The organism is Acinetobacter sp. WCHAc060006, assembly GCF_004209135.1.
GTDB classification, from domain to species: Bacteria; Pseudomonadota; Gammaproteobacteria; order Pseudomonadales; family Moraxellaceae; genus Acinetobacter; species Acinetobacter cumulans.
Window position 1 is genome coordinate 16923 of the sequence record NZ_SGSS01000031.1, and the last position, 16313, is coordinate 33235.

Here is a 16313-nt window from a genome sequence, read left to right on the forward strand (position 1 = left end):
TAATTCTGATTAAAATGGTTGGTATATTTTAAATAATAAGTTAATTATAATGGTTGATAAATAAAACCAACTTTTATACTATGATTAAAATAAATATAGTTAATTAATAATAACTTATATAATAGTGTAATAAATTATTAAATAATGTTATTGCATAATTTTAATACTCATGTTTAATATTAATTATTCATTCTAGAAGGTTGCTTTAAAATGTTAAAACAAGCTGCTCTTATTGCATTATTGGGTATGTCTGCATCAGCTATGGCTGGTCAATGGCAAGTGAAAGTTGGTGGTTCTGTGGTAGCCCCTACTTCTGACACAAGTATTTTAAACGGCGCAGTAAATGTTGAAGCAGATCATGAATATGCATTTACACCATCAATTGAATATTTCTTTAATGACAACATTTCAGCTGAATTACTTTTAGCAACGCCAATAAGTCATGATGTAAATGTTACAGGTGCTGTAGATGCTGGTGTGAAGGTTAAACATTTGCCACCTACAATTACAGCAAAGTATAACTTTAAAAACAGTACACGTTTCACACCGTACATTGGTGTTGGTGGTACAGCATTCGTTGCTTGGGATGAAAAGTCTAGCCTAGGCAAAGTTAACGTAAAAGAAAGCTTTGGTTTTGCAGGTCAAGTTGGTTTTAACTACCAACCAGCTGATGCGAAAAACTGGGGTGTATTTGTAGATGCACGTTATGCTCAAATCAAGCCTGAAGTGCAAATTGAAGGTGTTCCAAACTTCGATTTAGACATCAACCCAATGATTTATACTATGGGTTATAGCTACAAATTCTAAGAACAGAATTTGCAGTAAAAGCCTCGTCATTAGACGGGGCTTTTTATTTGCCTATATGTTGATCATGTGTAATTTGAGCAGATTTGTCCTGTTTAATTTCAGCTAAGTTGTTACAGTATAAGAAAAATGTACAGATTTATTTGGGGATGAGCATGAAGCTTGTGGTGCTTTTAAGTTGTATCGGTTTTGCTTTAGTTGCAGTCAATACTCAAGCGGCCAGTTTTAATTGTGCCCGAGCAAATACCACAACAGAACATGCGATCTGTAAGCATGGGGGATTAAATGATGCTGATGTTAAAATGGCGACGACATACAGCATTGTGAAGCGTTTAGTGCCTATGGGTACACGTGGCTTGATTCAAGATGAGCAATTCAAATGGTTGGCCTTACGTGACCAATGTTTAGATAATGTCAGTTGCTTAACGGACGTGTATAAAATGCGCCAGCAAAAATTAGATTTATATTTAGAGCGCATTTATAAAAAAGGTCCATTTTAATGCTGAAAAAATCAGCAGTAGAGGATTGAAAAAAAGCAAACTTACTCCATTCATATACACAGTTAATAAAAAAATTGTTCATGAATATGAGGAGTAAGTAATGAGCGAGCAGAATACCCAAAAACACAGTTTCCAAGCAGAAGTGGCCCAACTACTGCATCTCGTAACCCATTCGTTATACTCAAATCCAGAAATTTTCCTGCGCGAATTAATTTCAAATGCTTCTGATGCATGCGATAAATTACGTTTTGAAGGTATTAACCATCCTGAATATTACGAAAATGATCCAGATTTGCATGTTCGCGTTAGCTTAGATAAAGACAATAAAACCATCACTATTTCAGATAATGGTATTGGTCTTAGCCAGCAAGAAGCCATTGATAATTTAGGGACGATTGCTAAATCTGGCACCAAAGATTTTATGTCTAAACTCACAGGTGATCAAAAGTCAGATGCTCAATTGATTGGTCAATTTGGTGTGGGTTTTTACTCAGGCTTTATTGTTGCAGAAAAAATTACGGTGGAATCACGCCGTGCAGGTGAAGAGGCAACCGACGGTGTACGCTGGATTAGCGGTGGTACGGGTGATTTTGAGGTTGAACAGATTAGTAAGGCTTCACGTGGAACAGACATTATTTTGCACTTGCGTGACGATGCGTTGGAGTATTTAGAGTCTTATAAAGTAAAGCAAATTATTAATAAATATTCTGATCATATTAGCCTACCAATTGAAATGCAAAAAGAAGTTTGGCAGGAAGAAGAATCAGCAGAAGGTGAAGCGCCAGCTGGCGGTCAATATGTAAAAACGGATGAGTGGGAAGCGATTAACTCAGCCAGTGCATTATGGACGCGCAATAAAAATGAAATTACAGATGAACAATATACAGAATTTTATAAAAATCTAAGCCACGACTACGAAGCACCATTGGCTTGGGCACATAATCGCGTAGAAGGAAATACAGAATATACGCAGTTACTTTATATCCCAAGCAAAGCGGCCAGTAATATTTTTACCCGTGAAGCAAAAGCTGGCATTAAGCTGTATGTGAAGCGTGTATTTATTTTGGATGAAGCAGATAGCCTGATTCCAAACTATTTGCGTTTTGTGCAAGGTGTGGTGGACAGTGCAGATTTGCCTTTAAATGTCAGCCGTGAGCTTTTACAAGAAAGCCGTGATGTGAAGACCATCCGTGAAGGCAATACACGACGTATTTTGACCGTCTTAGATGGTCTAGCGAAATCTGAAGATGTCCAAGATCAAGAGAAATTCAAAACCTTCTATGCTGAGTTTGGCTCAGTACTCAAAGAAGGTTTAGGTGAAGACTTTGGTAATCGTGAGCGAATTTTAAAATTATTACGTTTTGCGACATCTACAAATGATGATGTGAGCACTGCATTAACTGACTATAAAGCGCGTATGAAGGCTGGTCAAAAGGCGATTTACTATGTCACTGCAGATAGCTTAACTGCGGCAAAGAACTCACCCCAACTGGAATTGTTCAAGAAAAAAGACATTGAAGTGTTGTTGATGTCTGAGCGTGTTGATGAATGGGCGATGGAATTCGTGACAGAATTTGATGGTCTACCAATGCAAAATATTGCGAAGGGTGCAGTTGATCTAGGCGATTTACAAGATGCTGAAGAGAAAAAAGCTTTAGAACAGGCAGCTGAACAATTTAAGCCAGTGATTGAAAAACTATCTGGTTCATTAAAGGACAAAACCAAAGAAGTACGAGTGACAACACGTTTGGTTGATTCTCCAGCATGTTTAGTGACAGGTGATGGTGAGCTCTCACCGCAGTTGATTCGTATGTTGAAGCAAGCAGGTCAGGCAGTGCCAGAGAGTAAACCAATTTTAGAAATTAACCCTGAGCATCCGTTGGTGAAAAAGTTAGAGACATCAAATCAATTTGATGACTTGGCCAATGTGATTTTTGATCAGGCCGTGATTGCTGAAGGTGGTTTACCTGAAAACCCAGCGGAATACATTAAACGTATTAATAGTCTGTTATTGAAGTAATTAAGTATCACACTCAAAATATTTAGCCTCCTTTGGGAGGCTAAATATTTAGCATGATTCATTTAAAAAACTAGATTTAAAACAGCGCCTCTAAACGAACCAATGCCCCTAGAAAGTGGCTACGATCAGCACGATGATCATTCAGATAATTTAAATCACCTTGCACAAAAAACCATTCGCGTAATACAGGTTGGCGCCATGATACAAATGGGCCATAGCTATTTAGGCGTAAATCGCTGTCATTATAGTAACCCCCGGTATAAAGCCCGTAGCTAAAGCTATTGCCTTTAAAAAACTGGTGTTGACGAAAACTAAAATTGTCCCAGCTTAAGTCGTCATCTTGTGCATCAGCATACGTGAGGTTGAATTGATTGGATAAAATAGGATGATGAGGCTTACTTTGGGTAAACTCTAAATTGGTACGCAGATAGTTTTTGCTATCAATACCATAACGGTAAATTTGCTCTGCACGAAAGCTAAAATCATTGTCTAATTGCCAATCTTTAGATGCCTTCAAGCGGGCATAAATATCACTTCCAGAACGTATCCCGAGGTCAAAGTCGGTTGTAAAAGGGACGTGTTTAGAAAACTCTGACCAACGTATGGCAATAGAGCCATTATCTTCACGGGTTTTTTTGTTGTCGATATTTTTATTATTTTGGCTGGCTGGGTTTTCATTGGTAATCGCCACATTATTAGCCAATTCATTGTCCAGACTATCATCACCAAAAACCACACTCACTTTTTGCTCTAGGGTGGGGAGCTTAATTTTCCCTCGAATTCGAGGACTTAGCTCATAACCATCATGTTTATTCCATGTGCTGTCTAAGATGACCCGTAGTGTTGCAGACGCTGGGTGGTTAGGGTTGGTATCGCCAAACCAATTATCAATTTTATGTGCTGTACGATCGGCCCATTCGCGAATGTTTTTTTGTTGTCGATCGGGCCATGTCGAATTTTCAGTTTCTGAAGTGGTGGGTACTGTACTCTCTTCAGATTGCTCAGGGAATACTGTTGGTGTTGCATCAATCAAGCGTGGTATTTGATATAACAATCCCTGTTCTGTGCTATCAGTCTCTGTCATTTCAGTGGGCGGATTTGCTGTATCGGCTGCAAAGCTGGACATACAGCTTAAACTCGCACTAAAAATAAATAGGCTATAAGCAAAAGGTTTTTTTATTGTTCGCATTCGACTTTATCCCTTGTACTTAATGATCATCTTTTTAGTGTGGTGAAAAAGCTGACTTAAAACAAGGCAATATACAAAAAGACAGCAATTATTCCAGCTCAGTTTGTTTGAGGGTTTGATACAGGGTCAAAACATCAATCGGTTGGGGCATCTCCAAAATAATATTGTGAATGCGTTGCCATGTGATGTCTTGTTGGCGATTGAGCAACAAGTAAGGGTAGGCAGATTCTGAATGATCAAAGGCCATTCGATTTTCGCCATGAATCACTCGGGTCTTATTCCGTTCTAAGAGCAATAAAATGGGGGTTTGACGTGTTGCAGCTGCTTCTTCAAATAGAATGAATTTTGGGGTATGCACCAAATGCGCTGGAATATAAGGATAGTAATGATCCATTGACCACAGTAAATGAGCGCGTTCCTGATAAGCACGAAATAGCAAATCGGCATCTGTAAAGTCCATGCCTAAGCTATTGAGGCTCAATTCTTTAATGGCTGCGATATGCAAGTTTGCATGGCGACAATATTGATTTAATAGGCGCATGGCAGCGCTATGATCATGTGCACCAAATAGCAAAATATACTTAATAAATTTATTATCACTATCGATTTGTTCAGCCAAGGTTGCTGGCATGTTTTGCCATGTCTCAATGGCATTGGCATGCATGATCAGCGTGGCATGCTGATCAAGCTCAGGCATGCTTTCAATGTTTAAGTGTAATAAAACATCTTCAGTGGCCGTTTTGGGGGCGATGACCTGTACTGTTGCTTTGAGTTTAAATAAAGCGATTTGTTCAGGTGCAGTAAATTCCTGACTTGGCAATACCTCCACCACTGGCATCGGCGTGAGTTCTTCGATCGGTGTTGGCTTAAACTCGATAATAGGGTCGGGGATTAATGGCGTGTTCACACCAAATTCTGTTTGTGTAGGTACATCAGCATATAAGCTAATCTCTTCTGCTTCTGCTGTATTGGAGTCACTATTTACACTGATGGGATGATTATCCGAGGGATCTGTCTCAGTGATAATGACTTCATCAAAACAATAAGGTGAAGTGTTTTCTATAACAATCTCATGAGAAACAACACTATCCAATGGCAGTATTTGCTGTGCATGTAATAGTGCTTCATCGGTCAATAGACCATGTTCGGTATGCTGGGTCTGCATTACTGCAAAACTCTGTTCTAGCGTTCCCCACGGGCTTTGCCATGGCTGCGTCAGCTGAGGGGTGTAAACAATCACTTTCCAGCTTGCATTGCTATGATGTAAAAGTCCCCAGCCTAGCTGATGTTGTGAGCCAAATTGCTCTAATAGGGCATCTTCTTGTTCAAAATAGCCGACAAAACTCAGTGCATAAGCACTTTTTTGAGCAAACTCAATGGCAGAAGCCTTAGGCTCTGAGCGGCGTTTAAATTCAGCTTGTTGCTTATGAAAAATAGGTTCATCACATAGCTTGAAAATTTGCTTAATTCTATTCTTTGATTTGGCAATTTCAAAAAAATTAAGGCTACGATTCTCTAAATGATTGAGTAAATCATGGAGTTCTTTAAGGAGCTGTGCTTTTTCTAATACATTCATACCTTCGATGCCCTTAAAAATATTTTTGTGTTTTTTCTAAATAAGCGCTCAGTACAATATTGGTGGCAAGTTCCACTAATTTATATTCTGACGAATTGGGTTCTGGGTATTTTTCTGCCATTTCAATTAAATGATCAATTTTAATAGCAAAGGGAGAAATTTTACCTTGTATCAATGCTTGTAGTTCTTGCATAACGCCGCCTGATGGACAAGACATTTATAAAAAAGAAGTTTTGATTATAGAGTGAGGTAAATGGAAACAGGAACAACAATCCGCATTTCTTTGCATGAATTTTTAAAAATATTGATCATTTTTTAATAAAAAAGTGAAATTTTAGTCATTTAGGGTAAAAAATTGTCATCATGATGCGAATGCTATGATGACAAATATGGTCATATTGAAATGTAGTTTTGCATGGAAAAAATGCAATTAAAAATACAAATAAAAATTTTGGATTGATGCTTACACAAAATAAAGGCAATAAAAAAACCAAGCTCCATAAAGGATGCTTGGTTTTTTAATGGAAAAATCTAGTTAAATAGATTAAGCCGCTTTTTGTGTCTCTGTTGTATCAGCTGCAGGTGCTTGAACTTCTGTTGCAGTTTCAGCTTGTACTGATTTTTTAACAGGGAAGTCAGGTACGTATACGATTTGAGCAGATACAGCAGAAGAAAGAGCTAAAACAGAAACAGCCAAAATAGATTGAAGTGCGTTCATCACAATATCCTAACAATCAAATACTCAACGATGTTGAGTAAGGAGAAAAGGTAAATCTTAAAAACATAAAAATAATAGCAAAAGTGGTATATTAAAAAATGATCGTTTCGGCAATACAAGATAAACGGTAATATAAATATACAATATAAAACATGGTGTTAGAGTTATTACTCTATAGTTTTTACTTCTGATATTAGGAATAAATCCAATAACTAAAGGCTTAATTTATTGATGAAAAATACATCATTTACAGTTAAAAGCTTCATCTTATAGAGAGGGAGTTTTACTGAATTTGCTCATGCATGATGTAGCGAAACAACAGTTTCGTTGAATGTTTATATTGAGCTATTTTCAGTTGCAGAATAGGTGGGTGATTATTTGGTGCTGGTGTTAAATATGCTCGTTGAAACAGGTTTAAGCTGGTGGTCTGCCATCATGCGGTCTCTTATGTAACCATTGGCGACAAATGCAGAATTTGAGGAGCTAAAAGCAAAAAAAATTCCCTACGGATAGAGAATTTTTTTTGAAATTTGAGTTCACATGAAAATGAACTTAGTTTTCAGGAGTTTCGCACTGGTCGTCATTGCATTGATTTGCATTTTTTGTTTCAGGTGGAGCAGTAGCTTTATCTAACACTTGTAAAAAGACTTCTTTCGGTTGTGCACCTGCTAAAGCAATTCTTTCATCAAATACAAAGAATGGTACACCCGTAACTTTGAGTTGCTCACGTGCAACCTCTTCATCAAATTTCACAAAATCAGCAAATTCATCTGAATCGAGTAAATCATCAACCTCAACAGGGTTTAAGCCAATACGTGCAGCCACATCTTCAAGGGTTTCGCGTTCACCAATGGCAAGACCTTGGGTCATATAGCTATAAAATAAAGCTTCTTTCGCTTCATTACCCAGACCTTTGCTTTGCGCTAAATGAATCAGGCGATGGGCATTAAATGTATTGCCTGAATTGGCATTTTCCCAATTGAATTCAATACCTTCTTCTTTAGCCATGCTGGCAATATTGCGTTGCATGTCTTCAACTTCAGCGACTGTGCGACCATATTTTTGTGCAAGGCGTTCTGAATTGGAAACTGTTTGGCGTGTTGGTGCTTCTGGGTCAAGTTGGAAACTGTGCCAATGAATTTCTAATTCGACACCTGCTTCTTCAGCCGCACTCTCTAAACGTTTTTTTCCAATGTAGCAAAATGGACAAACCACATCTGACCAAATATCAACGCGCATAATTTTTCTCAACCAATCGTTTTTATAAATTATTGGGGCGAGCTTGAGAATTTAAAGCGTATTTGAGAGCTAGAAAATAAAAAAATACAGCACATCTTTGGATGTTTTTAAAAATAAGAAATGTCCACTTAATTTATAGAGAAACTTAATTAAAAAATCAGAACAAAAAGAAAAAATATAACACTTGGTCTGAATATTATAGATAAATGGTTAATTATTATACTAAAAATTAAATCCTAATTAAAATGAAAAGAACCTCATCCCCTAGAGGTAATTTTTCTTTTTAGCTTTGCTAATTAATTTTTTTTCATGTTGTGCCGTATTTTTAAGCACTGAATAGATAAAACTTAGCGCCCTTAATTATCAAGCTTTGGGCGCTAATTTGACGATATGAGGGAATCGCTATGATTAAACGATCTATTTTTATTGGTTTGGTTGTCGGTTTGTCTTTTGAATCCATTGCGGCATATTCATCACCTACAATGATGTCATTGGATAATGATGCTTTAAGTATGGTGATTGGGCAGGGGGTGAGCAATATGTCGACTGAAGATCCTTATGGTCTGAACTTAGATGTTATTCGCCATCAGATTCAGCAATTTTTTGCCCCAGCATCTGCTCAAGCGACTGCAGATGCCACGACCTTTGGTAAGTTATTTCAGGTCAATGAAAAAGGGGAGCTTTGGTTATCAGTACAGCGTAATGTCGTTTCTATTGGAACCATCGAGTGTGATATGAATTTTGATGGTATGAAGAGCTTAGGTAATCAGCTTGCCAGTGAAATTAAATTCTATTGATGCTTCAGTTTTTCTGAGTGCACATCCATAAAAAAAGCACCCTGAAGAGGGTGCTTTTTTACATGCTAGAGATGCTTAAGCTGATTTAGCTTCTGTTGCATCTACCAACATACGGCCTTGCTCTTCAAAGTTAGAGTGCCAAGAAAGCGCTTCACGAAGAAGATGAGGTGTTTGACCGCCTTTTGCACATGCACGTGCAAAGTAATCATTCAATGCATCGCGGTACATAGGGTGTACACAGTTATCAATAATTGCACGAGCACGTTCACGCGGTGCTAAACCACGTAAGTCTGCTAGGCCTTGCTCGGTTACCAATACATCTACGTCATGACCTGTATGGTCTACGTGAGATGCCATTGGTACTACTGATGAAATGTCGCCACCTTTCGCAATTGATTTTGTTACGAAAATAGCAATGTGAGCATTACGCGCAAAGTCACCTGAACCACCAATACCGTTCATCATTTTGCTACCACATACGTGAGTTGAGTTTACGTTGCCGTAAATGTCGAACTCAAGCGCAGTGTTAATGCCGATGATGCCTAAACGACGTACAAGTTCAGGATGGTTTGAAATTTCTTGTGGACGAAGTACTAATTTGTCTTTGTACGCTTCAAGATTGTTAAATACTTTTTCGCCGTATTTTGCAGAAAGTGTAATTGACGAACCTGAAGCAAATTTCATTTTGCCAGCATCGATAAGTTCAAATGTACAGTCTTGAAGAACTTCAGAGTACATGATGAGGTCTTCGAAGTTTGAATCTTTAAGACCAGTCAATACTGCATTGGCAATTGAACCAATACCAGCTTGAAGCGGGCCTAAGTTTTTCGGTAGGCGTTCAGCAGCAACTTCTTTTTCAAAGAATGCAATCAGGTGATTGGCAATACCTTGAGTCTCATCATCTGGTGCAGTCACTGTTGATGGAGAATCATGTAATTCGTTGTTAAATACGATACCTACGATTTTTGAAGGATCGATATTAATTGCGTGTGTACCAATACGCTCTTCAACATGAGTCAATGGAATTGCTTGACGTGTTGGGCGGTAAGTAGGGATGTAGATGTCGTGTAAACCTTCAAAAGCTGGGCTTAAGTTGGTGTTGATTTCGACAATTACTTTTTCAGCAAAAATCGCAAAGCTTGCAGAGTTACCTACAGACGTTGTTGGAATGATGCCACCGTCTTCAGTGATTGCAACAGCTTCAATAATAGCAACATCAGGCTTTTTCAATTGAAGGTTACGCATTTGTTCAACAGTTTCAGACAAATGCTGATCGATGAACATCACTTCGCCTTTGTTGATTGCTTTACGTAAAGTGTTGTCTACTTGGAACGGTAAACGACGAGCAAGTACGCCTGCTTCTGTTAATTTTTTATCTAAGTCATTGCCTAGAGATGCACCCGTGATTAAAGTAATTTTTAACGGGTTCGCATGCGCTTGTTCAACCAAGGCCAAAGGCACTGCTTTTGCTTCACCAGCACGGGTAAAGCCACTCATACCTACAGTCATGCCATCTTTAATAAATTCAGCAGCTTTTGCCGCGCTGATGACTTTATCGTGAAGTGACGCTAAACGGATGCGATCTAAAGACATCTTTTACTCTCATTAAAATCTCAAAACTGATACGGATTGTACCGATCAAAAAAGCCATTTTGCATACCTGTTAGGCTAAGGTCTAATTTTTTGAAAAAATGCGGGTATAAGAATTATTTATGGTTTTTATCTTTATGATTTTTAAAACTAAAAAAACAGTTGTTTAAGTAGTATACAAAACTGTTTGTTGTATTTTTGAACGCTTGTTAAAAGCGTTCAGTAAAACTTTGTTTAATTTTTTCCAATGGACTGATGTTTAAAACTTCATCATTTTCTAGCTTTTTGAGCGGTAAGGAAATGATCGCTTCTAGTCCGCCTTCGGGCCGATTATGAATTGAAAGTTGTCCAGAGTGAATATCGACAATTCGTTTTACAATGGCCAAACCTAATCCACTACCTTGTATTGTGCGGGCATCATTACCGCGTACAAAGGGTTGCATGAGGTCTTCAATTTGATCTTCAGGAATTCCTTCGCCATGATCAGCCACACTGATCAGGATATGGTCACCTTCATATCTGGTTGCAAGTTCGATTGGTTCAGCACCATAACGCTTGGAGTTGTTGATTAAATTACCAATGAGGCGTTTGAGTGAAAGGCTACGGGCTTGAATAACGGGAAGGTCTTGTGCATCGAAACGAATATCGAGTGGCTTAAACTGGATGACGAGCTCTTGTAGCAACATATTAATATCGGTGTCTTGAGGTTCTTCATCAGAACCATCACGCATATAAGAAATGAACTGATTTAAAATGGCATCCATATCTTCGACATCATAAATCAAGCCTTCTTTTAAAAAATCATCATCTGGCATCATTTCTGCACTGAGCCGAATGCGCGTGAGCGGTGTACGCAGGTCGTGTGAAATCCCTGCCAACATAATGCGACGGTCACGTTCTGTTTGGTCTAAGGTATAGATCATGTGGTTGAATGCTTGGTTCACTTCACGGATTTCTTGTGGTCCATGATTGGTTTCTAAATAGGGCGCACTCCCTGTTTTACTATAACTATTGGCTGCGTGTTGTAAGCGTGCAAGCGGACGGTTGAGCTGACGCACCAAGGTTAAAATAATAACTGCAGCAATAAGTGGAATACCGAGTAGCCAGCCTAAAATAAGTTCAGGGCTATAGTTGGCGTAGGTTTTGAGTGGCTCACGCACCCAATTGCCATTCATTTCTGGGGTTTGAATCCATATACGTGGGTCTGGTTTAAATTGAAAATAAACCGTGGCATTGTCAATGCGCATTTCCTTTGCCAATTTTTGTTCAATTTGATTGGTAAAGAATTCAGCGATGACTTTATCTTTAACGTTTGGAAATTCTTTTTTATCGGTAATGTATTCGATCCCGACTCGATTTTTTAGCCAATTATCCACATCAACTTCGGCATTGTTGTGAAAAATACGTAATTGTGGATTGTTGATAATTTCTAGCTCAACAGCCAAATAGCGTGCATGTTGTTGAATTTCTGGTAAATACAAAGTGCGCCAAAAGAACCACAGCGACATAAATAAACTGAAAAATACGATAAATAAGACTAAAACCGTGGTGCGCATAGCTGCAGACCGGGGTTTGATTTTATCTAGGAAGCGTTCCCAAGGTGTCCGTTTTTTTTCGGAGTAGGTAACGTAGTCGGTAAACTCCTGTGGGTCGATGGGTTCGAGTTTCACGCAGAAATCCTTTAAGCAAATTTTTTGAAATGCAGTTTTTGTTCTTTGTGATGGAATCTTACTGCTGGAACGTTCTTTGGAAGGAGTTCGTTATGTTACTTTTTAAAAAAGTAACCAAAATTTTTGCCATTCGCTGAACTCGCGCACTTTAGTTTTATAAATTCAATTTCAAGCGGCTCAAACAGCAGCGAATGGCATTTCCGGACATGAGAGCCAGTGATTTGACTCTTATGCCAATTTTTTATTCCGCGCCATCTGGAACGAAAACATAACCTACGCCCCAAACCGTTTGGATATAGCGTGCACGGGCTGGGTTTTCTTCCACTAAACGGCGCAGGCGCGATACCTGAACATCAATCGAGCGTTCCATTGCGCCCCATTCACGACCACGTGCTAAATTCATTAATTTGTCACGGGTCAGCGGTTCACGTGGATGCTGTACCAAAGCTTTTAATACAGCAAATTCGCCAGTGGTGAGCGTTACAACTTGTCCTTCACGGGTGAGGGTGCGTGTTGAAAGATCGAGTGACCATGGGCCAAATGAAACTACTTCCATTTGCTGGCTTGGTGCACCAGGTACTTCGCGTACTTGGCGACGTAATACAGCACGAATACGGGCTAAAAGCTCATTTGGATTAAATGGTTTTGGCAAATAGTCATCTGCACCAGCTTCTAATCCAGCAATACGATCTGAGTCACTACCACGTGCAGTCAGCATAATAATGGGCGTATCGATGCTAGATTGACGTAAACGACGGCAAATACTTAAACCATCTTCTACAGGTAGCATGAAGTCCAGCACAATGAGGGAGAACAGTTCGCGCTGAAGGAGTCGATCCATTTGAGTTGCGTCGTGTGCAGTTTTTACAACAAAGCCTTTATCTTCCAAAAAGCGCTGTAAAAGCGTACGTAAACGCACATCATCATCGACAACGAGGATGCGTTCAACGCGGTCAGTTTCGGTTTGTACGGCATCTGTTTTTTCAGCAGGTACAACTAAACTCATGATGTGCTCCTTTATTCTTTATTGTCATCGTAAACAAAAGTAGGTATGCCTTGAGTATACGATTCATTCATATCTATTTACTATGTTCTAAAGCAACAAATATTGCAGTTAAAATCAAGACATAGATACTAAATATATACAGGGATTGGCGAAAAGTATGTTGAGCCGATCTTTGTTAAAACAATGTTTATAGAGGACTTTAAGCACATTTTATGAATTTGCAGTGAATCGGTTGCAAAATCGCTGTGTAAATTATTAAAAACAATTGTGGATTTTATGCACTTGGTCTTTATAATCATGGCTTTTAGTACTTATCCTTGTGGAATCATACACGATGACTGACTTAGTTCAGCAGTTGGCAAAAGAACTTGCCGTACGTCCAAATCAAGTTGAAGCTGCCATCAAGCTTATCGACGAAGGTGCCAGTGTTCCATTTATTGCACGTTACCGTAAAGAAGTAACGCAGGGCTTAGACGATACGCAGTTACGCCAGCTCGATACGCGTCTCGCGTACTTGCGTGATTTATATGAGCGCCGTGAAAAAGTCATTGAATCACTGAAAGAACAAGACAAATTATCAGAAGACTTATTGGCACGCGTTATTGCAGCCGAAACCAAAAATGCATTAGAAGAAATTTATGCGCCGTACCGCCCTAAACGTACGAGTAAATCTTTTAAAGCCAAAGAAGCTGGTTTAGGTCCAATTGCAGAGAAAATTTTTACAGATGCAATTGATCCAGTAGAGGCGCTTAATGGATTTAGTCATGAAGATTATCCAGACACTGAAAGTCAATTAGATGCGATTCAGCATATTTTAATTGATGAGTGGGCACAAAATATTGCTTTAACCACTACGCTAAAAGATACATTTGCAAAAACTGCAGTATTGAAAAGCCTTGTGGCGAGTGATGAGAAAAAAGAAGTGGGCAAAAAGTTCCGCGACTATTTTGATTTTTCAGAGAATCTGAACAAAGTTCCATCACACCGCTTACTGGCAATGCTTCGTGGCCGTCAAGAAAATGTCTTGGGCTTAAAGGTAGATGGTGAAGATACAGCACCATTAGCACGCATCGAAACTGAATATGATTTAGAGACGATTCAGCCACAAAGCCGTCAGGACTATTTAAAGCAAACAGCAAAATTGTTTTGGTTAGGCAAGGTGCGTCCTGCCATCGAACATTCATTGTTGACTGAAAAGCGTTTAGCTGCTGAAGCTGAAGCAATGAACGTATTTGCTGAAAATCTACGTCACTTGTTGTTGTCTGCTCCTGCAGGTGCGCGTACAACACTGGGCGTGGACCCTGGCATCCGTACGGGCGTTAAATTGGCAGTAGTGAATGCATCTGGCGATGTACTTGCACATAGCACAATTTACCCATTTGCACCTAAAGACGATAAAGCAGGCTCAATTGCTGAACTTGCACGTTTATGCCGTGAGTTTAATGTTGATCTGATTGCGATTGGCAATGGTACAGCAAGCCGTGAAACAGAAGCGGTTGTAGCGGAAATGATGGCTGCCAACAGCGACCTGAAATTGACACGTGTATCTGTATCTGAAGCAGGCGCATCGGTATATTCAGCATCAGAATTGGCATCTGCTGAATTACCAGAATTAGACGTATCTATTCGTGGTGCGGTTTCAATCGCACGTCGTTTACAAGACCCGCTTGCTGAGCTAGTGAAAATTGATCCAAAATCTATTGGTGTAGGTCAATATCAACATGACGTGAACCAAACGGGTTTGGCAAAAACACTTGAAGCTGTGGTTGAAGACTGTGTGAACTCTGTTGGTGTAGATGTAAATACTGCCTCTGCTGCAATTTTGGGTTATATCGCTGGTTTGAATAAATCAATTGCACAGCAAATTGTAGATTTCCGTAAAGAAAACGGCCGTTTTGATAACCGTCAAAACTTGAAGAAAGTACCACGTTTAGGCGAGCGTACTTTTGAACAAGCAGCAGGTTTCTTACGTATTCAAGATGGTACAGAACCATTAGATGCGTCGGCAGTTCATCCAGAATCTTATGCATTGGTTGCTAAAATTGTAGGTGCGAAAGCAACGACAGTAAAAGATATCATTGGCAATACTGAAATTATTCGCCAAGTGAATGCTGAAGAATTTGCAGATGACACATTCGGTTTACCAACGATTAAAGATGTGTTGGCTGAATTGGAAAAACCAGGCCGTGACCCGCGTCCTGAGTTCCGTACAGCGCAATTCCGTGATGACATTACTGAAGTTGCTCAACTAACTGAAGGCTTACAGCTTGAAGGTGTGGTGACCAATGTAACGAACTTTGGTGCATTTGTTGATGTGGGCGTACATCAGGATGGTTTGGTACATATTTCTGAATTAGCCAATAGTTTCGTGTCAGATCCACATAAAGTGGTGAAACCAGGTCAAATTGTACAAGTACGTGTACTTAATGTGGATGTTGAACGTAACCGTGTGAATTTATCGATGCGTCCAGAAGGTTCAGAAGCGCCTGCGAAAGCACCGCGCCAACCACGCCGTGATAATGATCAGCCACGTGGTGAACGCAAGCCTCAAGGCAAACGTCCGCAGAATGCACGTCCACAAGGCGATCGCCCACAAGCGAAGAAACCACACACTCAAAAACCACAAGAGCAAAAAATTGGTGGTTTAGGCGCATTGTTATTACAAGCAGGTGTGAAAGGTTCTAAGTAATCTTTTCACCGCAATAAAAAAACCTCCCAGTTGGGAGGTTTTTTTATCGTAAAAATTAGCCATTGATGATGGGCACAATCCAACCACATACAATCAGCATGATGCCTAAATGTCCGAGTTTTCGGGTGATGCTCACCAGCTTAGTCGGTGGTTGTTCCAGCTGCTTCGCATATTCTTCCATGCTGATCCCTTTCTTGGATTTGCTGGTATATAAGAACACGGCCAAATCAATACAAATTAAAATGGTCCCAATATCTGAAACGAGTTCCATTAAATCAAAGTCTTGTGTATATAGCGACAACGCAACGCCGTACACAAGATAAATGCCAAAGGCTAAACACAGATATTGCAGGACCCATAAAAACTTCTGCATAATTTTCAACATATCAATAGATCAGGGGGATTATACAAATAATTTGTAGAATGCCCAAAACTACAGGTCTTGTAAGACATCGGCAAAATTTTGGCTCTCAATTAGGGCTAAAAACTCATCGCCTAAACGCTGACTTTCAGCT

At 39.4% G+C, this 16313-nt stretch carries 14 protein-coding genes; 5 read left to right on the top strand and 9 right to left on the bottom strand.

The genetic code is table 11. The features are described 5' to 3' along the window. Window positions 1–210: 210 nt before the first annotated feature. From EXE29_RS14700 to htpG, 3 genes are all read left to right on the top strand, one after another. Window positions 211–807 (top strand): OmpW/AlkL family protein, encoded by a 597-nt coding sequence (locus EXE29_RS14700; RefSeq protein WP_117007832.1) that lies wholly within the window; start codon window positions 211–213, stop codon window positions 805–807. Window positions 808–959: 152 nt separating this feature from the next. Continuing rightward, on the top strand, window positions 960–1304 hold the full coding sequence (locus EXE29_RS14705; protein ID WP_120364936.1) for a lysozyme inhibitor LprI family protein: 345 nt from the start codon (window positions 960–962) through the stop codon (window positions 1302–1304). Between the two features lie 100 nt (window positions 1305–1404). Further along, window positions 1405–3324, top strand: a complete 1920-nt coding sequence (gene htpG / locus EXE29_RS14710) for a molecular chaperone HtpG (protein WP_106985559.1) — start codon at window positions 1405–1407, stop codon at window positions 3322–3324. Between the two features lie 76 nt (window positions 3325–3400). Here htpG and EXE29_RS14715 read toward each other — a convergent pair whose 3' ends face one another. The 5 genes from EXE29_RS14715 to EXE29_RS14730 form a co-directional block, all read right to left on the bottom strand. Continuing rightward, on the bottom strand, window positions 3401–4513 hold the full coding sequence (locus EXE29_RS14715) for a hypothetical protein (protein ID WP_117007834.1): 1113 nt from the start codon (window positions 4511–4513) through the stop codon (window positions 3401–3403). Window positions 4514–4601: 88 nt separating this feature from the next. After that, entirely contained in the window at window positions 4602–6089 is a 1488-nt protein-coding gene (locus EXE29_RS14720; protein ID WP_120364935.1) for a hypothetical protein, read from the bottom strand. A gap of 13 nt (window positions 6090–6102) precedes the next feature. Further along, the gene (locus tag EXE29_RS14725; RefSeq protein WP_120364934.1) at window positions 6103–6282 is read right to left on the bottom strand and encodes a hypothetical protein; all 180 of its coding nucleotides are present in this window, start codon (window positions 6280–6282) and stop codon (window positions 6103–6105) included. Between the two features lie 351 nt (window positions 6283–6633). Beyond that, the gene (locus EXE29_RS17525) at window positions 6634–6807 is read right to left on the bottom strand and encodes a hypothetical protein (protein WP_165382505.1); all 174 of its coding nucleotides are present in this window, start codon (window positions 6805–6807) and stop codon (window positions 6634–6636) included. Window positions 6808–7359: 552 nt separating this feature from the next. Beyond that, window positions 7360–8046, bottom strand: coding sequence for a DsbA family oxidoreductase (locus EXE29_RS14730; RefSeq protein WP_117007838.1), 687 nt, complete (start codon window positions 8044–8046; stop codon window positions 7360–7362). Window positions 8047–8450: 404 nt separating this feature from the next. Here EXE29_RS14730 and EXE29_RS14735 point away from each other — a divergent pair, with 404 nt between their 5' ends. Further along, a complete protein-coding gene (locus EXE29_RS14735) occupies window positions 8451–8843 on the top strand; it encodes a hypothetical protein (protein WP_120364933.1) in 393 nt (130 codons plus the stop codon). A 75-nt stretch (window positions 8844–8918) separates the two neighbouring features. Here the strand turns inward: EXE29_RS14735 and scpC are convergent, their stop codons facing one another. The 3 genes from scpC to ompR all read right to left on the bottom strand — a co-directional run bounded on the left by scpC (window position 8919) and on the right by ompR (window position 13109). Further along, complete coding sequence (gene scpC, locus EXE29_RS14740; protein WP_106985551.1) at window positions 8919–10436, bottom strand: succinyl-CoA:acetate CoA-transferase ScpC; 1518 nt, start codon at window positions 10434–10436, stop codon at window positions 8919–8921. Window positions 10437–10642: 206 nt separating this feature from the next. After that, window positions 10643–12103, bottom strand: coding sequence for an ATP-binding protein (locus EXE29_RS14745; protein ID WP_117007841.1), 1461 nt, complete (start codon window positions 12101–12103; stop codon window positions 10643–10645). A gap of 241 nt (window positions 12104–12344) precedes the next feature. Next, window positions 12345–13109, bottom strand: coding sequence for an osmolarity response regulator transcription factor OmpR (gene ompR / locus EXE29_RS14750; RefSeq protein WP_106985549.1), 765 nt, complete (start codon window positions 13107–13109; stop codon window positions 12345–12347). 334 nt (window positions 13110–13443) lie between these two features. Here ompR and EXE29_RS14755 point away from each other — a divergent pair, with 334 nt between their 5' ends. Next, the gene (locus EXE29_RS14755) at window positions 13444–15798 is read left to right on the top strand and encodes a Tex family protein (protein WP_120364932.1); all 2355 of its coding nucleotides are present in this window, start codon (window positions 13444–13446) and stop codon (window positions 15796–15798) included. A gap of 55 nt (window positions 15799–15853) precedes the next feature. Here the strand turns inward: EXE29_RS14755 and EXE29_RS14760 are convergent, their stop codons facing one another. Beyond that, window positions 15854–16171: a hypothetical protein gene (locus EXE29_RS14760; protein ID WP_117007866.1), complete on the bottom strand. Its 318-nt coding sequence runs from the start codon at window positions 16169–16171 to the stop codon at window positions 15854–15856. Window positions 16172–16313: the final 142 nt, after the last annotated feature.